This is a genomic window from Paenibacillus sp. RC67, from assembly GCF_030020805.1.
Classification (GTDB): Bacteria; Bacillota; Bacilli; order Paenibacillales; family NBRC-103111; genus Paenibacillus_S.
The window spans coordinates 6,773,679-6,793,169 of the sequence record NZ_CP125098.1 but is presented as its reverse complement, the minus strand read 5'-3'; the positions used below and the strand labels follow the sequence as shown (position 1 = coordinate 6,793,169).

General features: G+C 44.9%; 22 protein-coding genes. 17 read left to right on the top strand and 5 right to left on the bottom strand.

All coding sequences use genetic code 11. The features are described 5' to 3' along the window. Window positions 1-4: 4 nt before the first annotated feature. The 15 genes from galU to QMA13_RS36745 all read left to right on the top strand — a co-directional run bounded on the left by galU (window position 5) and on the right by QMA13_RS36745 (window position 13,305). The gene (gene galU, locus QMA13_RS30815; RefSeq protein WP_282937458.1) at window positions 5-880 is read left to right on the top strand and encodes a UTP--glucose-1-phosphate uridylyltransferase GalU; all 876 of its coding nucleotides are present in this window, start codon (window positions 5-7) and stop codon (window positions 878-880) included. Between the two features lie 38 nt (window positions 881-918). Beyond that, window positions 919-2,055, top strand: coding sequence for a glycosyltransferase family 4 protein (locus tag QMA13_RS30810; RefSeq protein ID WP_481858257.1), 1,137 nt, complete (start codon window positions 919-921; stop codon window positions 2,053-2,055). Next, window positions 2,018-3,085, top strand: coding sequence for a glycosyltransferase (locus QMA13_RS30805; protein ID WP_282937456.1), 1,068 nt, complete (start codon window positions 2,018-2,020; stop codon window positions 3,083-3,085). The genes QMA13_RS30810 and QMA13_RS30805 overlap by 38 nt, the downstream gene beginning before the upstream one ends. A 12-nt stretch (window positions 3,086-3,097) precedes the next feature. After that, window positions 3,098-4,219 (top strand): glycosyltransferase family 1 protein, encoded by a 1,122-nt coding sequence (locus tag QMA13_RS30800; protein ID WP_282937455.1) that lies wholly within the window; start codon window positions 3,098-3,100, stop codon window positions 4,217-4,219. A gap of 17 nt (window positions 4,220-4,236) precedes the next feature. Further along, a complete protein-coding gene (locus tag QMA13_RS30795) occupies window positions 4,237-5,136 on the top strand; it encodes a glycosyltransferase family A protein (RefSeq protein ID WP_282937454.1) in 900 nt (299 codons plus the stop codon). Window positions 5,137-5,174: 38 nt separating this feature from the next. Further along, a complete protein-coding gene (locus QMA13_RS30790) occupies window positions 5,175-6,242 on the top strand; it encodes an EpsG family protein (RefSeq protein WP_282937453.1) in 1,068 nt (355 codons plus the stop codon). A 27-nt stretch (window positions 6,243-6,269) separates the two neighbouring features. Beyond that, the gene (locus QMA13_RS30785; RefSeq protein WP_282937452.1) at window positions 6,270-7,406 is read left to right on the top strand and encodes a glycosyltransferase family 1 protein; all 1,137 of its coding nucleotides are present in this window, start codon (window positions 6,270-6,272) and stop codon (window positions 7,404-7,406) included. A 23-nt stretch (window positions 7,407-7,429) separates the two neighbouring features. Then, window positions 7,430-8,548, top strand: coding sequence for a UDP-glucose 4-epimerase GalE (galE, locus tag QMA13_RS30780; RefSeq protein WP_282937451.1), 1,119 nt, complete (start codon window positions 7,430-7,432; stop codon window positions 8,546-8,548). Window positions 8,549-8,550: 2 nt separating this feature from the next. Further along, a complete protein-coding gene (locus QMA13_RS30775; RefSeq protein ID WP_282937450.1) occupies window positions 8,551-8,697 on the top strand; it encodes a YwzD family small protein in 147 nt (48 codons plus the stop codon). Window positions 8,698-8,740: 43 nt separating this feature from the next. Continuing rightward, window positions 8,741-9,661: a glucosamine inositolphosphorylceramide transferase family protein gene (locus QMA13_RS30770; protein ID WP_282937449.1), complete on the top strand. Its 921-nt coding sequence runs from the start codon at window positions 8,741-8,743 to the stop codon at window positions 9,659-9,661. 22 nt (window positions 9,662-9,683) lie between these two features. Further along, complete coding sequence (locus QMA13_RS30765) at window positions 9,684-10,280, top strand: sugar transferase (protein ID WP_282937448.1); 597 nt, start codon at window positions 9,684-9,686, stop codon at window positions 10,278-10,280. 17 nt (window positions 10,281-10,297) lie between these two features. Next, on the top strand, window positions 10,298-10,981 hold the full coding sequence (locus QMA13_RS30760) for an acetyltransferase (protein WP_282937447.1): 684 nt from the start codon (window positions 10,298-10,300) through the stop codon (window positions 10,979-10,981). Then, window positions 10,968-12,158 carry a DegT/DnrJ/EryC1/StrS family aminotransferase gene (locus QMA13_RS30755; protein ID WP_282937446.1) on the top strand — a complete coding sequence of 397 codons (1,191 nt, stop codon included), beginning with the start codon at window positions 10,968-10,970 and terminating at the stop codon, window positions 12,156-12,158. The genes QMA13_RS30760 and QMA13_RS30755 overlap by 14 nt, the downstream gene beginning before the upstream one ends. A 626-nt stretch (window positions 12,159-12,784) precedes the next feature. Further along, on the top strand, window positions 12,785-13,126 hold the full coding sequence (locus QMA13_RS30750; protein WP_282937445.1) for a helix-turn-helix domain-containing protein: 342 nt from the start codon (window positions 12,785-12,787) through the stop codon (window positions 13,124-13,126). A 50-nt stretch (window positions 13,127-13,176) separates the two neighbouring features. After that, window positions 13,177-13,305 carry a VanZ family protein gene (locus QMA13_RS36745; RefSeq protein ID WP_481858056.1) on the top strand — a complete coding sequence of 43 codons (129 nt, stop codon included), beginning with the start codon at window positions 13,177-13,179 and terminating at the stop codon, window positions 13,303-13,305. Between the two features lie 125 nt (window positions 13,306-13,430). Here the strand turns inward: QMA13_RS36745 and QMA13_RS30745 are convergent, their stop codons facing one another. The 3 genes from QMA13_RS30745 to QMA13_RS30735 form a co-directional block, all read right to left on the bottom strand. Further along, complete coding sequence (locus QMA13_RS30745; RefSeq protein ID WP_282937444.1) at window positions 13,431-13,637, bottom strand: anti-repressor SinI family protein; 207 nt, start codon at window positions 13,635-13,637, stop codon at window positions 13,431-13,433. A 225-nt stretch (window positions 13,638-13,862) separates the two neighbouring features. Further along, window positions 13,863-14,705: a 1,4-dihydroxy-6-naphtoate synthase gene (locus tag QMA13_RS30740; RefSeq protein WP_282937443.1), complete on the bottom strand. Its 843-nt coding sequence runs from the start codon at window positions 14,703-14,705 to the stop codon at window positions 13,863-13,865. Continuing rightward, on the bottom strand, window positions 14,702-15,397 hold the full coding sequence (locus QMA13_RS30735) for a futalosine hydrolase (RefSeq protein WP_282937442.1): 696 nt from the start codon (window positions 15,395-15,397) through the stop codon (window positions 14,702-14,704). The genes QMA13_RS30740 and QMA13_RS30735 overlap by 4 nt, the downstream gene beginning before the upstream one ends. A 205-nt stretch (window positions 15,398-15,602) precedes the next feature. On the opposite strand from QMA13_RS30735, the gene QMA13_RS30730 reads away from it, so the two are divergent. Together QMA13_RS30730 and QMA13_RS36480 are read left to right on the top strand one after the other, a co-directional pair. Beyond that, on the top strand, window positions 15,603-16,352 hold the full coding sequence (locus QMA13_RS30730) for an NAD-dependent protein deacylase (RefSeq protein ID WP_282937441.1): 750 nt from the start codon (window positions 15,603-15,605) through the stop codon (window positions 16,350-16,352). Between the two features lies 1 nt (window position 16,353). After that, window positions 16,354-17,241, top strand: a complete 888-nt coding sequence (locus QMA13_RS36480) for an HD domain-containing protein (RefSeq protein ID WP_349254183.1) — start codon at window positions 16,354-16,356, stop codon at window positions 17,239-17,241. A 77-nt stretch (window positions 17,242-17,318) separates the two neighbouring features. Here the strand turns inward: QMA13_RS36480 and QMA13_RS30720 are convergent, their stop codons facing one another. Together QMA13_RS30720 and QMA13_RS30715 are read right to left on the bottom strand one after the other, a co-directional pair. Then, window positions 17,319-18,146 (bottom strand): WYL domain-containing protein, encoded by an 828-nt coding sequence (locus tag QMA13_RS30720; RefSeq protein WP_282937440.1) that lies wholly within the window; start codon window positions 18,144-18,146, stop codon window positions 17,319-17,321. Continuing rightward, window positions 18,133-19,446 (bottom strand): helix-turn-helix transcriptional regulator, encoded by a 1,314-nt coding sequence (locus QMA13_RS30715; RefSeq protein WP_282937439.1) that lies wholly within the window; start codon window positions 19,444-19,446, stop codon window positions 18,133-18,135. The genes QMA13_RS30720 and QMA13_RS30715 overlap by 14 nt, the downstream gene beginning before the upstream one ends. Window positions 19,447-19,491 lie beyond the last annotated feature (45 nt).

Genomic DNA, 19,491 nt, shown 5'->3' with positions numbered 1-19,491 from the left:
AGAGATGAAAGTAAGAAAAGCGATTATTCCAGCTGCAGGGCTAGGGACCCGATTTCTTCCTGCAACGAAGGCTATGCCCAAAGAAATGCTGCCTATAGTAGATAAACCCACCATTCAATACATTGTGGAAGAAGCGATAGAGTCCGGTATTGAGGACATTATTATCGTGACGGGTAAAGGAAAGCGAGCCATTGAGGACCATTTTGACAGCTCCTTCGAGCTGGAACAAAATTTGCTGGAGAAACAAAAGTTCGACTTGTTGAATGAAGTGCAGAAGTCAGCGAATGTGGACATTCATTATATTCGTCAGAAGGAGCCTAAGGGCTTAGGGCATGCCATATGGTGCGCACGTAAGTTTATCGGTGATGAGCCGTTTGCCGTTCTTCTCGGCGACGATATTGTCCGGGCGGAGAAGCCGTGCTTGCAGCAAATGATGGAGCTTTATGAGCATTATCGAGCTTCGATTATCGGGGTTAAGCATGTGTCGGACGATGAAGTATCACGGTATGGTATCGTGGACGGCAATCCTATGGATGAACGTTTCTATAAGGTGCGGCATTTGGTGGAAAAGCCGAAGAAAGAGTTTGCCCCTTCGAATCTCGCTATTATGGGACGTTATATTTTAAGCCCTCGTATATTTGATATTTTAAACAACCAGGAACCGGGAGCAGGATCGGAAATTCAGCTTACGGACGGTATTGCGGAGTTGAACCGTAAAGAAGCAGTTTATGCGTACGAGTTCCACGGAACACGTCATGATGTCGGCGAGAAAATGGGCTTTATCCAGACGACAATTGAATTTGCGCTTCAGAGAGACGATTTGCGTTACGATCTGCTCAGCTATTTGTCACGAGTTTTGGAAAAAGAATTGATTAAATAGGTGATCCCGTGACTAACAAGATCCTATTTTGCGCAACGATGGACTATCACTTTAAAGCCTTTCATTTGCCGTATATGAGCTGGTTTAAGGAGCAAGGCTGGGAAGTTCATGTGGCTGCCAACGGTCAAATGGAGCTGCCCTATGTAGATAAGAAGTTCGACATTCCTATCCAAAGATCACCTTTCAAGCTGCAAAATCTGGAAGTCTATTATCGGCTCAAAACGATTATTGATGACAATCAATATGATATGATTCATTGCCATACCCCTATGGGGGGCGTATTAGCCCGTCTCGCAGCAAGAAAGGCGCGTAAACGAGGGACAAAGGTGCTGTATACCGCCCATGGCTTTCATTTTTGCCAAGGTGCTTCTTATATCAACTGGCTTATGTATTATCCAATTGAAAAAATGCTGTCCCGTTATACAGATTGTCTAATAACCATAAACAATGAGGATTATAACTTGGCTGTTAACCATCGGTTCGGAGCCGATCGAATAGATCTTGTTCACGGAGTCGGGGTGAGTACCGAACGGTTTAAACCTGTTGGGGAACAAGAAAGAATTTTATCTAGGAAGCGGTTAGGATACACTCCAGATGAATTTTTAATGTTTTATGCCGCAGAATTTAACAAGAACAAAAACCAACAGTTACTTATTCATGCATTAGCCCTAATACAAGATCAAGTACCTCATGCAAGGCTTTTGCTGGCAGGAGAAGGTACACTCCAAGAAAAATGCCGTGAACTTGCTGCGGAGCTTGGAGTAGCAGAAAAAGTTGAATTCCTAGGTTATCGTAAGGATATCTCTTTGCTGCTTCCTCTGTGTGATGTAGCAGTAGCATCAAGTCTCCGAGAAGGTCTACCTGTCAATATTATGGAGGCGATGGCATGTGGACTACCGGTAATAGCAAGCGCCAACAGGGGACATTCCGAGCTGATAGAGGATGCGGTGAACGGGTATATTGTCAATGGACAGAATCGCGGGGAGTTTGCTGCCAGAATGGTTGAATTAAGTAAATCACGAGATCTGTGTGCCAAGATGGGAATGGAAAGTATGAACCGGATGCGCCAGTATTCGATCACTCAAGTAGGATTGGAGCTAGCCGGTATTTATTCGCATTACTTTTCGGGGGATGGAAATGAAACCAAAAGTAAGTATAGTGGTGCCTATATTTAATGTCGAGGCTTATTTGGGACGATGCCTGGATAGCCTGCTGTCGCAGACCCTAGGCGAGATAGAAATTATTGCTGTAAATGATGGTTCTACCGATGCATCCTTACACATTCTTCAACAGTTTGCGGACAAAGACCAGCGGATTGTCATCATTGATAAAGAAAACGGCGGTGTGTCCTCGGCGCGTAATGAAGGCATTAATATAGCCCAAGGTGAATATATCGGGTTTGTTGACCCGGATGACTGGGTAGATCAGGAAATGTATGAAGTGATGTACGTCGAGGCAATTGCTGAAAATGCGGATATCGTGATGTGCACCTATTTCCGCGAATTTGGCACCCATTCGAAGGAAAAGGTATTTCCAATGCCCGAGAAAGTCTGCTATCAGCAGCATGAAGTGCAGGATATAATGCTTAGACGTCTAATCGGTCCCTTAAATGAAGAAATCGCAAACCCGGAATTTTTGGACGCATGGGGGACGGTATGGTCCAAACTGTACCGTACGGAGTCGATCCGGCAAAATGGATTGCGCTTCATAGATCTGCAAGTGGTTGGAACGAATGAAGATTCATTATTTAATATTCATGCTTTTTATCACATTCGCAAGTTCGTCTTTATTAATAAGCCTTATTATCATTATTGGCGGGTTAATAATACATCAGTCACCTCTGGATATAAACCGGATTTAAAGGAAAAATGGTTCAGCCTTTACAATTTTATTGAAAGTTTTATTGCTGATAAGCAGCTGCCGAACGAATATTCATTGGCCCTGAATAACCGGATTTGTCTAAACACGTTGGGATTAGGATTAAATACGATCAGTATCAGTAATCAAGCTCCAGCGATCATGAAGATCAGAAAGATGGGCACCATTCTTAATGATCGACGCATTAAACGTTCTTTTGAGCAATTTGATACGGCGTATTGTTCTTTAGTTTGGAGAGTCTTTTATTCATGTGCGAAATTCAGATTCACGATCGGTTTTTATTTCATGCTGCTAACGATTGAACGACTTAGAAAAATGGTCAGATAGGAGTGAGGTTCAGTGGAACCTATCCGTGTACTTCAAGTTGTTACAATAATGAACCGCGGTGGTCTCGAAACGATGCTAATGAATTATTACCGGCAAATAGATCGAAGCCAAATTCAATTCGATTTTATGGTACATAGGGACGAAAAGGGACATTATGATGATGAGATTTTAAGTCTCGGAGGAAATATTCACCGTATGCCGCAGATTCGCCCAGGAAACTACCGCGACTATTTTAAAAAGCTGGATGAGTTTTTTGCACAGCATTCCGAGTACCAGGTCGTTCATTCGCACATCAACGAAAATAGCAGCTTTGTTCTTCGAGCAGCCAAAAGTGCTGGGGTGCCTTGCCGAATTGCCCACAGCCATTTAAGCGATTTGGGAATCGATTTAAAGCTGCCCTTCCGTATTTATGCGAGGCTCTCCATGAAGAATAATCCTAACCAATACTTTGCTTGCTCCAAAAATGCTGGGCAGTGGCTGTTCGGTAAGGATATATCCGCTTCGGGAGACTTGAAGGTTCTGAATAACGCAGTAAACGTGAACCAGTATAAATACGATGACGAAGTTAGAAATCGAATGAGGGAACAATTAAAGGCCGAAAATAAGCTGGTCTTGGGGCACATCGGAAGATTCAATAAGCAAAAAAATCATCATTTTCTTATCGATATTTTTAAAGCCGTACATGACAAACGCCCGGATTCTTTGCTCGTCCTAGCTGGAGATGGCTATTTACGGCCAACTATCGAAAAAAAGGTGGCTCAGCTGGGATTATCCTCCTGCGTAATGTTTCTTGGGGTCAGGAGCGATATACCAGATCTTATGCAAGCGATGGACCTGTTTTTATTCCCATCTTTATTTGAGGGCTTACCTGTCGTCATGGTCGAAGCCCAGGCTGCTGGATTGCGCTGTTTTGTATCCGATGCTATTACGAAAGAAGCGGATATAACCGGGCGGGTCCAATTTTTAAGTTTAAAGGAATCCGCTGAAGCTTGGGCTGGTCGAATCCTCAGTTCTTCTTACGAGCATGAGGATACATCGGCATTATTACAAGACCACGGTTACGACACGAATTCTATGGCTAAATGGCTATCGGATTACTATTTGGAACAGGGCCTGTACACTAGGCAAGCATAGATTGCGGAGGTTTTAGCATGGTTCCGACATTAACGATTTTTACACCGACATTCAATCGGGCTTATACGCTTCATTTATGTTACGAAAGCTTAAAGAGACAAACCTCCAAAGATTTCGTTTGGCTTATTATTGACGATGGCTCAACGGATCAGACGGAGCAGTTGGTGCAAAGCTGGATCTCAGAAGGCTGTGTTCCGATTCGCTATCACTATCAAGAAAATCAAGGGATGCACGGGGCTCATAACTCGGCTTACGAATTAATCGATACGGAGCTTAATGTTTGTATTGATTCCGATGACTTTATGGCCGACGATGCGGTTGAGAGAATCGTAACATTCTGGGGAATATTCGGAAGCGCCCGCTATGCGGGAATTGTCGGGCTGGACGCAGCCCCCAATGGCGATATTATCGGAACCAAGATGCCTGATGATATTCCAACTTCAACCTTATCGGATTTATATGGCAAGCACAGGGTCAAAGGGGACAAGAAGCTTGTTTACAGATCAGACTTAACTAGAAAATCGCCACCTTATCCTATTTTTCCCGATGAAAAGTACTGTCCTCTCAGCTATAAATACATATTTATTGATCAGGAGCATCCGCTGCTTATAATGAATGAAATCCTTTGTTATGTTGAGTATTTGGATGACGGCTCAAGTATGAACATTATAAAGCAATATCGAAAGAACCCTAGAGGGTTTTTATTTTTTAGAAAGGTCGCTATGAAATATGCTCCAACCTTTAAAGAAAAATTCCGGGAATCCATGCATTATGTATCCAGTAATCTGATGATCCGCAATCACAGGTTTTTAATAGAATCACCTTGTAAATGGACCACCATGCTAGCTGCACCTTTTGGATTATTGCTCTACTTATACATTAGTAATACAAGTAAGGCTACGGTTTTAAAAAGATAAGTTTCCAACCTTATTAAATCAGGTGAGAGGAATAAAATATGTTCGTATTATGGATGACTCTTTCCTCAGCGTATGTTTGCTCTCTTTTATCAAGATATTTAGCTAGACCTACAGCTATCGGTCCCATATATATTCAACCAAACAAATTTCTAGTATTTGTGGTTGGGGCCATCATCGTGCTTGTTGCTGGATTAAGAAATAATATCGGTGATACTTTTTTTTATATGCATTCATACGCTTTGACTCCATTGAAGTTGGAAGATATCGGATTTAAGGCTGAATTTGGCTTTAATCTCATTCAAATGTTTTTGCAGCAAATAACGAATAATCCACAGTTTTTAATTTTTATAGTTGCATTAATAACTAACGTACTTATTATCCGTGTACTGTACAAATACGCAATGATGTTTGAGTTAAGTGTTTATGTTTATATTACAAGCGGACTTTTTTTAATGTCTATGAATGGAATTAGGCAATTTATGGCTGCGGCTATTGTCTTTGCAGCCACAAAGTATTTATTAGACGGCAGTTGGAAAAAGTATATGGTCATCATCCTTATTGCATCAACGATTCATCAATCTGCGCTTATTTTGATTCCAATTTATTTCATTGTAAGAAGGAGAGCCTGGACCCATCAAACGTTTATTTTGGTCTCATTTGCTATCATTTTTGTAGCAGGCTTTGCCCAGCTATCCGAAGTGTTGTTTACAGTCATTAAAGATACCAAATACAGCGAATATCAAGATCTTGAAAAAAATGGCGCTAATTTTTTACGAGTTGTTGTTAATGCGGTTCCTGTTGTCATTGCATATATCGGCAGGGAAAAGCTTAGACAGCTATTTCCTAAAAGCGATTATGTTGTCAATATGTGTTTAATCAATCTCATCTTTATGTTTATCGCAACTCAACAATGGATATTTGCTCGGTTTAGCTTCTATTTCGGTTTATACAACCTAATACTCATTCCTTGGGTAATCAAGCTGTTTGTTCCACAAGAACGTAAATTTATCTATTATGCCATCCTAGTTTGTTACTTTATTTATTTTTATTATGAGAATGTAATTAGTTTAAATATTATTTATAAGAGTGATTTTATAAGATTTTGACCATTACAAGGAACAAAGGATGAGTGCATGAAGATGAAGCAAAGCGGAAAGCTTAGTGTCTTACATGTATTAGGCGGATTATGGTGCGGAGGTACAGAGGCTTTTGTGATGAATATGTTCCGTTCTATTGACCGAGAGAAGGTTCAATTTGATTTTTTAATCCACGAGAAGTCAAAAGCCCATTATGACGATGAGGTATTATCGTTAGGCGGGAATATATATAGGATACCCGACCGAACGGAAGTAGGGACTGTTAAGTATATACTGACCCTTGTGCGTATACTCCTCCAAATCAAGCCGGATGTTATTCACGCCCATGCCATGTTTAATGCAGGAGTTATTATGCTGGCTTCGTGGTTAGCACGCATTAAAACACGGGTATGTCATGCTCACAGCTCCGACGATCAGAACCGTTTAAGCTTATCACGAAAAATGTTCAGATCCATTATGCGTATGTGCATTTATGTATTCGCTACACACTACGCAGCTTGCAGTGAGAAAGCGGCCGAGTATCTTTTTGGGGAAGGCATTGTAAAGAAAGGGAAAGTGAATTTGATCAATAACGGTATAGACGTGAATAAATATATTTCCGTTACTAGGGATCAGACAAATCAAATACGCAAAGAACTGGGAGTATCGGATAAACATTATGTTATTGGTCTCGTCTCCAGATTGGTTGAAGTGAAAAATCCGCTTTACATCATTAAAATATTTGAACAAATTCGTGAAATCAATCAAGATGCACTCATTGTCATTGTTGGTGAGGGACCACTTAAATGGGAAATAGAAAAAGAGCTGAAGAAACGAAATTTAACTGAACATGTCCGATTGACCGGAAATCGAAGTGACGTCCCCATTATAATGAGTGCATTTGACATTTTTGTCTTACCCTCTATTTTTGAAGGCTTAGGGATTGTTGCGATCGAAGCGCAAGCTAGAGGGCTACCATGTATTTTATCGGACGGTGTGTCGTTAAAGGCGGATTTGGGTTTAGGATTGATTAAATATATATCGCTTAATGATGAGAACGAATGGATCAGAGCGATCACTTCACGACCTAAAAAGCTAATGGATTCCCATAAAATCATAGATGCATTTAAAGATGAGGGATATGACGTCAAAAGTGCATCCAATAAGCTGCTGCAGGTTTACGGACTAAGCTGAAAACTGTATTTGGAGGCGGGAGAATGGCGGTTCTTATTACGGGTGGCTCCGGCTATATCGGAAGTCATACATGTGTGGAGTTATTGAATGCAGGGTATGACATTATTGTGGTTGATAATTTGGCAAACAGCCACCTCGAATCACTTCGGCGAGTGAGAGAGATTACGGGAAAAGATTTCAAATTCTATCAAATCGACCTGATGGACCAAGAGCGGCTTGATAAGCTCGTATTCGCACAAAATGAGATCGAGGCCGTTATTCACTTTGCTGGACTTAAGGCAGTAGGCGAATCGGTTCAGATGCCTCTCCGTTACTACGACAACAATATCACAGGGACATTGGCGCTTTGTAAAGTCATGGAGAAGTACGGAGTGAAAAAGCTAGTGTTCAGCTCCTCCGCTACTGTATACGGGCTGCAGGAGCTCGTGCCTATCACTGAGGAGCTGCCGCTTAGCGCAACGAATCCTTACGGAAGAACGAAGTTGATGATAGAGGAGATATTACGGGATTTACATAAGTCGGATTCCAAATGGAGCATTGCGTTATTACGCTATTTTAATCCGGTTGGAGCTCACATAAGCGGGAGGATCGGAGAAGATCCGAACGGCATTCCGAATAATCTTATGCCTTACATTACACAAGTGGCGGTTGGCCGACTCAAAAAGCTTCAGGTTTATGGAAATGATTATCCTACTCCAGACGGTACGGGAGTAAGGGATTATATCCATGCGGTGGATCTAGCTCAAGGCCATTTAAAGGCACTGGATAAAGTGAACGCTGCTACCGGAGTAGAGGCATACAATCTTGGCACGGGTCGAGGGTACAGTGTATTGGAGATGGTAGCTGCTTTTGAGAGCGTAACAGGTAAGACCATTCCGTATCAGATTGTAGGACGAAGGCCGGGCGATATTGGAGTGTGTTATGCCGATCCTAGTAAAGCGGAGCGTGAATTAGGATGGGTTGCTAATAAAAGTTTGACGGATATGTGCCAGGATGCCTGGCGTTGGCAGCTCAATAACCCTAATGGATATAAGGAATATGAATCTATGCTTGCGGGGATAGGCATGAATGGCGAGCCTCAGATGTTTCAACGAAGCGGAAGGGATTTTTCAATAGAGCATCTTGTAAATGAGGTTTTATAAATATGAAGCTATCGGAGCTGACCCAGCAGCAGATGAAGGAAATTATGTTAACAGCTTACCACAGGGGCAATGAGGCGGAAAATATGGGAGTTAAAGATTTAATCGAGGAAATTAAAGAACAAATTCTCTCCGCCGTAAGGGGGAAATAGCTTGCCCCTTCTTAAGAAATATGTGCAGATGATGTGCACAGTAATGAATTTACTGCGAAAGGGGATGATGGCTCCGATATGGTCCATCATGGTATTTAGTGCTGAAGATATGATCGCGACTCCAATTGAAGACAGGCTGCTGGGACAACCTACGCTGCAGGCCTCCGATATCCATGATGTACAAGCGGAATTCGTTGCGGATCCGTTTATCGTAGAGCATAACTCGCAGGTTTATATGTTTTTTGAAGTGCTGAATAAGGCTTCAGGACGCGGAGAAATCGGAGTAGCAATCAGCGTGGACGGGAGCAAGTGGAGCTACGATCGAATCGTGCTTCGCGAGCCCTTTCATCTTTCTTATCCCCAAGTGTTTAAAGATCAAGATGAATGGTTCATGATTCCCGAAACGATAGGAGCCAATCGGGTTCTATTGTACAAAGCGGTTGAGTTTCCATCGCAATGGACCATTGCCGCAGAGATGATGACGGGACGGTACCTGGACCCTACTTTAGTGAAGCACAATGACAAATGGTGGTTGTTTGCCGGATCGGAAGGGAAGAATCTGCATCTCTTTTGTTCGGATCACCTGGAGGGTCCATGGAAGGAGCATCCTCGCAGCCCCATAGTTACTAATGATATTAGTGCTGGAAGGCCGGGAGGGCGTATTATCTCCGTAGGAGATTATCTTTATCGGTACAGTCAGGACGGCACGGATTATTATGGAAGATCTTTGAAGGGCTATAAAATCAATAAGCTATCCGAGCTGGAATATGAGGATGAGGAAATGCCTGTCATTCTAAAAGGAACCGATCAGGAAAACGATTGGAGAAGAGACGGCATGCATCATATGGACCAGCTTCGAATGAATAATAATCAATGGCTAGTGGCAGTAGACGGCCATCGGTTCGTCAAGTGGAATTATATTGCTTGGAAGATGGATCGAATAAAGGCCAAATATTTTAGTTGAACTTGTAGGAGCCTGATAAACCATGAAACGACTGTTTGACTTACTGGTTTCGATTTCACTGCTGCTGCTATTATCTCCAGTCATTGGAGTCGTAGCGGTTCTGGTGAAGAGGAAACTAGGATCGCCGGTTGTCTTTGCGCAGCTGCGCCCGGGATTGCATGGCAAACCGTTCTATTTATATAAGTTTCGGACCATGACGGATGCAACCGATAGTGAAGGGAATTTGCTGTCCGATGCTGTAAGGTTGACTCCTTTTGGTCAATTTCTGAGAAGATACAGCTTGGATGAAATGCTGCAATTGGTCAACGTGGTCAAGGGAGATCTAAGCTTGGTTGGCCCTCGCCCGCTGCTGATGGACTATTTGCCTTTGTATACCGAAGAGCAAGCCAAAAGGCATAACGTTCGGCCAGGTATTACAGGATGGGCGCAGGTTAATGGCCGCAATGCCATTTCGTGGGAAGAGAAGTTCAGGCTTGATGTTTGGTATCTGGAGCATCGCAGCTTTTTTCTTGACCTCAAAATACTAGGCATGACGCTAAAAAAGGTGCTGAAGCCTGAAGGGATCAGCCATGGAAGCCATGTAACGATGGAACGGTTTACAGGCTCTAAATTTTCATGAAACGCGGGGGTTGAACGATGGAGCTTGGCGTCATTGGTGAGGGTGGACATAGTAAAGTCATTATGGATATCGTTCGATGTCAAAATGATGAGGTAAAAGCCATCCTGGATGATAAATATGAGGAGCTTGTATGCTACGATGACGGCATTTACAGAGGACCTGTTGCTTCCGCTCCTCAATTGCTAGAGGAAAATGAGCATCTGAAGTTTATTGTTGCCATTGGAAATAATAGCGTAAGAAAAACAATCGTCACTTCACTTGACTTCACGAATGAAAGCTTTGTGTCGCTGATTCATCCCTCTGCGATCATCAGTCCAAGTGCAAAGATAGGACGGGGTACGGTCGTTATGGCTCAATGTACGATAAATGCGGATGCCGTTATCGGCAATCACACGATCATCAATACAGGGGCGATAGTCGAGCACGACAGCAAGGTGTCGGATTATGCCCATGTAGCACCACATGCAACCCTTACAGGAGCCGTGACAGTCCACGAAGGGACGATGATCGGTGCGGGGGCTGCCGTTATTCCAGGCAAAAGAATCGGTGAGTGGTCCGTTATAGGCGCGGGCTCAACGGTTGTCAGTAATATTCCATCGTTCAGTACGGCAGTGGGAAGCCCTGCAAGAGTGACTCATTGTAATAATATAACCGAGATAACCCCAAGAAAGGACGTGATCATGAGCTATGAGCATGGATAAACCTAGAATTTACTTGTCCGCTCCGCATATGAGTGAGAACGAATTAAAATATATTCAGGACGCCTTTGATACAAATTGGATCGCTCCGCTAGGACCACATGTCGATGCATTCGAGAAGGAGCTTGCCGCCTATGTGGGAGTCAGAGACGCCGCTGCGGTCATTTCCGGAACGGCTGCCATTCATTTGGCTCTCCGATTGATAGGAATCAAAGAGGGAGATACTGTATTTTGCTCCAGTCTCACATTTGTAGCCAGTGCGAATCCTATTGTGTACATGGGTGCTGTTCCTGTGTTTATCGATTCAGAGCCGGAAACGTGGAATATGTCTCCACAGGCATTGGAACGGGCACTGGCCGATGCTTCCAAAGAAGGCAGCTTGCCCAAAGCGGTCATTGTCGTTAATTTATACGGGCAAAGTGCAAAAATGGACGAGATTGTGGCACTCTGCAATCGCTATAACATCCCGGTCATTGAGGATGCGGCTGAATCTCTGGGATCAACCTATAAGGGAAGAGCCAGCGGAACGTTCGGCAAGTATGGCGTCTATTCGTTTAACGGCAATAAAATTATTACTACCTCCGGTGGAGGAATGCTTGTTTCCAACGATATTGAAGGGCTGCAGAATGCCCGCTTTTTAGCGACACAGGCAAGAGATCAAGCTTCTCATTATCAGCACAGCCAGATGGGCTATAACTATCGGATGAGCAATGTGCTGGCGGGTATCGGAAGAGCCCAGCTGGAAGTATTGCAGGATAGAGTGGAGGCAAGAAGGGCAATCTTTGAGCGCTATTACTTAGAGCTGTCACATATCCCCGGTTTTCATTTTATGTCTGAAATGAAAGATACTCGTTCCAACCGCTGGCTCACCGTGTTAACGATAGATTCGAGCGAGGCTGTCATTACGGTTGGAGAGCTGCTGGCCGCTTTGACGGAGGAAAATATTGAAGCACGGCCTGTATGGAAGCCGCTTCATTTGCAGCCCTTGTTTGAAGGAGCCAAATATTATAAGCATGCTGAGAACGAAAGCGTTTCCGATCAATTATTCTCAACAGGTATTTGCCTCCCATCTGGCTCCAAGATGACACCGGATGAGCAATATAGAGTTATCGAATGCATCAAGAACACCGTAAGCAATCAACTAAATCGTATCGGAATGCAGCAAGCTACGAGTTTTTGATTAATCAGACGACTTTATTTTGAGCTCATGATGCCTCGCCATCCGGTAAAAATGCTCTTTCATTTGCATATCAAGGCAATCCTTGTAGAGAGTGCAATGGTAAGCATGCATCACTTGATGGTAAACATATTGTGCCCTCTTCCATGTTCCCGTTAGAAGCGAATACATAACGCATGACCCCCTTTTGTAAAATTTATGTGAGTTTATGCCGATGTATTCAGCGTATAACGGGATTGGCATGAGGGACTAGGGGCTTTTTTACTACATAGTAAGTTTAAGTTCATTAAAGCATTAATCAAAGGAGGTGGTGGCCTGAGCCTATGATAAACAGGGGCACATCATTACGTACCGAGACATCCCGAGAAGGAAATGGTAAGCGCTTTAATAAGGGAATGGATAATCAACGAATAGTTTACTGGAAATTCAAAGGATGGAACCAGTCTAATAGTCAAGCAGAAGACTCCTGTAATCGCTCTTGTATGAACTTTACTCGGTTTAAAGGGACTATTTGGAGTAAGGAGCGGGAGGTCATGACACGGGGGGTTAATGTTCGATGAGGGGTATTGAGGGTGTGATGCGGAAAAACCGTGAATGCCGGCCTGAAGAGTTATGGAGTGATGATAATCATGATCGGTAATAATATTTCCTCCATTCGGAAACAAAGAGGGTTTACTCTTTCCGAGCTTTCGGAGCGGACCGGTATTTCCAAATCGTATTTGAGCAATATTGAACGTAATTTGAAGCAAAATCCATCCATCCATGTTATGGAGAAAATCGCGTCCGTATTAAAGGTGGATCTTAAAATGCTCCTTAAAATAGCGACCGATCCGGATATAAAGCAGCATCCCGATAAAGAATGGCTTGATTTCATTAGTGATTTGAAAAATTCAGGCATCGAAAAAGAACGTATACATGAGTATAAAATCGTGATTGAATTTATGAAATGGCATAATGATAAGGTTAAGTAGGACAAACTGGCTTGGATGGAAAGGGCTCGCCGCAGTAATGGCTGGCTGCAATGGATGAGTGGCATCCGTCTTTGGTTCCAGGAAGGTCGCCCTTATTTCAAGATGTTATTCTTGATTCAACGGTGGCATTCTTGGTTCTGTGGACGACCGCTTGGTTAAAAAGGATTAAGATAAGATAAAATGATGAAAAGCCCCTGAGGGGGCTTTTTCGATTTAGCATCATCTGTGAAAAAACCTCGGTGGAGGCTTTTTTCATATACAACTTGTATCTATTGGATCATTGCTTTAGTGTTAGATGATTTATTTATTTCAATTCAAGATACCCTTGGGCTGCATTTGGATTGTAGCCATTAGCGGGTAGGCTCACAGGATATGCAAGATGACTCGGGTTTCTTAAAAAGGCGCGTATTTCATTGGCGCTGATTCCCTGTGTGCGAGCCGTCCTGATCAGATCGGTCCACTCACTATCCAGTTCTTCCATTTTCATCAGGTTTGCGATACTCCCATTCACAGGTAACCCCTCCATCGCTAGTTTGATACAATATGTATCCATGGATGTATTATTGCATGTTTCTTTGCTTAAATCAATCCCTTGGAGATAAAAAATATACAAATCGTATCATGGGAGGTGAACGCTACGAGGGGTTAAGCTTGTCGAGAAACCCGTGGTTTCTCGACATCTCAACGCTTTGAGGCGCTATTGGAAAGAACAACTATGGAAAGCTCCAAGCGATTTTTATAAACGCAGGGAGCCGAGATCTATCTCAGGAACAAGTCCTTCTTGAGCAGCACGGCTGAGCAGAGCATCGACGGCTCCATATCCGTCTTCACCTAAATTGGCCGTAAATTCATTCACATACAAATCGATATGCGCTTGAGCTACAGCCGGATCCATTTCTTGGGCATGGTTTAGGATATATGCCTTGGAAACTTCCGGATGTGCCCATGCATACTCCACGGAAGCACGCGTCCAATTCGTGATGGATGTCAAATCCAGCGAGCGGCGGGCGATGATAGCACCAAGCGGAATGGGAAGCTGAGTATCCGACTCCCACCAGCTGCCCAAGTCGGTCAGAAGGCTTAGTCCGTAGGAAGGATAAGTGAATCTTGCTTCATGAATGACGAGACCTGCATAAATATGGCCATCTCGTACCGCAGGCATAATTTCATGGAACGGCATGACTACTATTTCACCGACGCCGCCTGGGACGTTTTGCGCAGCCCACAGCCGGAACAGCAGGTAGGCCGTTGAACGCTCGCTTGGAACGGCGACTTTTTTACCGGACAATACGGATGGGTCTTGGGTAGAGGTTGCATTATTTCGGGTCAGCACTAAGGGGCCGCAGCCTCTTCCAAGGGCACCGCCGCATGGCAGTAAAGCGTATTCGGACATGACCCATGGTAGGGCCGCATAAGAGACTTTGAGTACCTCCGGACCTTTGCCGCTAGCTGCGAGACCGTTAGTAATATCGATGTCCGCATACGTAACATCAAGCTTAGGTGTACCTGGTATGAGTCCATGAACCCAGGCGTGGAATACAAACGTGTCATTAGGACAAGGTGAAAATGCGATTTTCATTTTAATACCTCCATTAAGACTGTGCTTGCTGCTTCTAATGATTTGAGTGCCTCTCCGATTCTCCATGCCGCCTTATCGCGAGGGCCTACGGAATTGGAGATGGAGCGAATTTCAAGTACGGGTACGCCAAATTTGCGCGCGGCGGCTGCAATGCCAAAGCCTTCCATGCCTTCCGCAGCAGCGCCTGGAACGCGCAAAGCCAGTTCTGTAGCAGCTTCCGCTGTACCTGTTACGGTGGATAGGGTAAGTACCGGCCCGGAGCGTGCTTGCAGTCCAGCGTTGCGCAGAGCTTCCGTGACGTGGCCCGCGAGTTCGGTGGCGACAGCTATGCGGGCTGTCCCAAAGCCTAGCTCGTCTAGACTGAGGAAGCCGTCAGGCGTCTCGGCGCCGAGGTCTGCAGCGACAATTTCACTAGCGACGACCAGGGAGCCAATGTCGGCTTGTCCTTTAAAGCCGCCTGCGATTCCCGCACATACTACCAAGTCGTAGGTGTGCTTGGCCCCAGCTAATATGGCTGCTGTCGTAACTGCTGCTTCAACAGGACCGACTCCCGCAGATAGCACTTCAAATCGGGAGTCCCCCTGAAGCCCTCTTTGTACAGCGTCTCTTTCTGCATCAACTGCCGTCATCACAAGTACCCGTTTTATGCCTAAGAGGGGCTCGATGGTCTCCTTGTTGTATTCAGTATTCATACTGTGAATCTCCTTTATTACTTTATCCATTGAAGCTTATTTAATCATTATAGTACTCTTTGCATAGATAACCAACTGTTTGGTCCGATACAGGATGAATCCAAAGCTCCACGAATCCAAAGCACGTCTATTGCGTATACAAAAGGAAATGCTGGAATAAAAAGCGAATGTAATAACATGCAATAGGTGAAAGGAGAGGGATGCGATGAATCTTCACCAGCTAAAAAACATCGTAGCGGAAAGCAGCAACATTGTATTTTTTGGCGGAGCCGGCGTCTCGACGGAGAGCAGCATTCCTGATTTTCGTTCGTCCTCCGGACTATACCAGACGAAGAACCGTTTTTCCGTACCTCCGGAAACTATTTTGAGCCGCAGTTTTTTTATGGAGCATACCGCGGATTTTTATGATTTCTACCTGTCACAGATGATTTATAAAGATGCGGTACCGAATGCGGCGCATAAAGCTTTGGCTCGACTTGAGCGAGAAGGAAAGCTTCAAGCGGTTATTACTCAAAATATCGACGGACTTCATCAAGCCGCAGGGAGTCAAAAAGTACTGGAGCTGCACGGGTCCGTTCATCGAAATTATTGTATGGAATGCGGCACATTTTTTAATTTGCAACATATGGTTAGTTGTGGCGATTCCGTGCCTAAGTGTGACTCATGCGGAGGGACAGTGAAGCCCGATGTTGTGCTCTACGAGGAGCCTCTGGATTACGAGGTCATGCAGCAGGCAGCCGATTTTATAGCCAAAGCGGATATGCTTATCGTCGGCGGTACGTCGTTGACGGTCAATCCTGCCGCCGGGTTGATCCGGTATTATGGCGGGAATCAACTAGTATTAATTAATCAGTCGGCAACGTCTTATGATAGCCATGCGGATTATTTGATTCATGATAGCATTGGAAAAGTACTGACTGAGCTCGTTGGAGCGGAGAGAGAGGGGGGAGATTAAGATGGCTGCAATCATAGACAGAGCACTGGAATACGCGGCAAAAGCCCATCAAGGTCAAGTTCGGAAAGGGACGGACATCCCGTACATATCCCATCCTTATGCGGTCGGTCTCATTTTACAGGAAGCCCGTTGTAAGCCCGAGGTTGTAGCGGCAGGCATCCTGCACGATACTTTGGAGGATACGCCGGCTACATACGATGAGCTGGTACGGTTATTTGGACTGCTGGTGGCAGATATCGTTCAAGGCTGCTCGGAACCGGATAAGTCATTGTCCTGGGAAGAGCGGAAGGAGCATACGATTCAATATTTGAAAACGGCGCCCAAAACAGTTCGAATGGTCGCTTGTGCAGATAAGCTGCACAATGTCCGCAGTACATTGAGAGCTATGGAAACTGAAGGGGATCAGGTCTGGAAACGATTCAAACGGGGAAAAGAGCAGCAGACCTGGTACTACCTTCAATTGATAGAAAGTCTCGGCTACCAGTCTGGCTTTCCGCTTCTTACGATATTGGAGAAGGAGATCGAGACTTTGTTTGGAAGCAATCGCAGCGAAGGGGCGATACGAGCCGACATTGACAATAAGAGCATTGACGCGTTATTTTGCAGTGTTTACCGTCCTGCCGGAGAGCTATCTGAACAAGCTAAGGAGCAGCATATTCAATCTCTGCTGGATGAGGTATTAATGCTTCGAGATCAAATTCGCAATCAGGAGCAGCCATTTCAAGCTATGGCCGAATATCTTGTTGAAAAAGGCGTTAAGTTCGAGCAATCCGAAGGCTCCGAGCTGCTAATCGCTTTCTGTGCGGCGCTTAAGCAACGACTTGGATTGTACAATTACGAGGTGTACGAGCATTTTCAGCGAAATTTCCGGAAGGGCAGCTTTCGTTGAAGCGCCTTTCCGAATCTCAATACTAAATTTCGTCCCGTTAACTCTAATAGCGCTGTTATTTCTCCTGCGAACCGCATTCATAACGGAGCCTCAGCATCCGGCTTCTCCAGCTGCTGATAACGCTCCAACGCCTTCGTCGCTGTTTCGAGCATACGCCGCTGCAGCTTGCCGCTTTCGATCACGCGAACCCTTTTGCCGAGAAAACGGATTTTGGATAAAATCGTCTCACTCTCATCCCCAAGGAATGTAAGCGCAATACGGTATGTATCGGTGTCCGCATCGTAAGAAACTTCCTTATCAAAGCAGGAAAAGGCATATAAAATCCGCGACAGCTCCTTGTTATAAGCCTGTACGACTTCGATTAGCGCGGTGTCTTTCCTGGTCTCCAAAATGCTGGCTATCCTTTCGGTCAAACGGGTCGCCTCGTCAGCAGGGAACGGTTCTTCGGTTATGGACACAATATTCTGGAGCTTGGTGGACATGAAAGCTCGTTTTCCTAAATGATGCCACAGCAAATACCATTCTCGTTTGACCATCGAATATTCCAGCTTAAAAGGAAAACCCCTCTGTTCGCTGAAGGAGCGGCCGTCTTTGACCTGAAACGTTATTGTAAGTGCATTCCGGTTCATGATGACCCGTCGCAGCAAGCGGAGCAGCGGATGGTATACTTGCTTCTCGACATTTCGGGCTTTCTCAATAAATGCATTGGCAAAATCATATCCTGTTTCGTGCTCCAGCATAGCCCGCAGCTTTTCCATAGTGGAAGGTGCGAAGGCATCGGGAGCAGACGGATGCTCCAGCATTTTTTTTAGCCATACTCGCTCGTGCGCAGTAACGGTGAACGTACCGGAATCCTCTAAACGGGATATGATCTGGTAATTAAACATTTTCTCAAAAAGATTCATAGTAGGTCAGGATCTCCTTCCATTCCTCGATCATTTCCTTACGAAAGTGCGACGGCTCCAATACTTCACAGCTGGACCCGAAGCTGCGCAGCCACGGCTTGATTTCCGTCGTCCCGTTCACCTCGATTTCGTATACGAACGAATTGTCGTCCTCCTCCGTAATGCGTCCCCACTGACCTTGGAGAAGAACACGCTCCTTAACAAAATTGCTCTTAGAGTTTTCCGGATGATAGAATCGGGCCCGCACCATTACACGGCGCCCCGTATCGATAAGCCAGCTGTATTGGATTTGTTCCTCCAATGCCTTCTGCTTAGTGGCAAAAAGCTCCTCGGACACGGCTTCGCCTTCCTCAATCTGCGTGATCCCTTCCATCCGGTATTTCTTCACTCCGAACTGCGCGGTGGAGCCGAGCAAGTACCATCTTCCGTACTGATGATCGTAGACGACCTTGACAGGCAGCAGCAGTTGTTGCTTTCCTGAGGTTTCCCGCTCGAATAGCGGATTTGTATTTTTGGAGGCATAGCTTTTGTGGGTCTTAGGTGAAAAGTACAGGAAGCTAACCAGACGGCGCTGCCGTATTGCTTGAAGCAGTGTATGGAAATGAGCTTCGTCAAGAATACGCGAAGGATAATGATACTTATATAAAAACGGCGTGATAAAAGCGGACTCTGTTTCGGATTGCATCAACGCTTTTTTCAACATGTCCCGCAGTAAATAGCCCTGCACGGAAGGAACCTGGGTGTTGGACATAACATCGGCAAAGTCATACAGATCGATGAGCTCATCGTACGACAGCTCCTGCAGCAAATCGTCCTGCAACCTGTAACGATATGGGCGTCCTCCAGCTTCTCTGCGTATGACCCCGACTTCCTCTAAATATTTGAGGTCGGACCGAAGCGTTTTTTCATCCGGAAGGGGCAAATCTGCCGGCATTTGTTCATTGCACCTGTCGAGCAATGCCATGGCGGTCATAGGTTCTTGCTGCATCGCTGTAAGAAGCAGGGAAAGCCTGTAGGTTTCGGAGTCCTTAAGTGATTTTGCTCTGTATAGAAACAGCAGCATCGGATCCGCGGATTCGTAATAATTAAAACGCAGCGTTTCGGCGAATTCTTTGCTCTGCTCCTGTGGAAGCTGCTGATACACCGTATGAACAATCTCTTTGAGACGCCGTATCGTTTTATCATAGGTATGAACGGAAATGCCAAGACGCTCAGCGAACTGCTGCCTGCTGTAAGCTCCGCTCGTCAGCACAAGCATGCGCAAAAACTGGATTTCTTTATCAAAGCTTTCTCTGGCCATGATCATCCTCCGTCATCAAGCTGTTCTTATCATTGTAACAGGGGA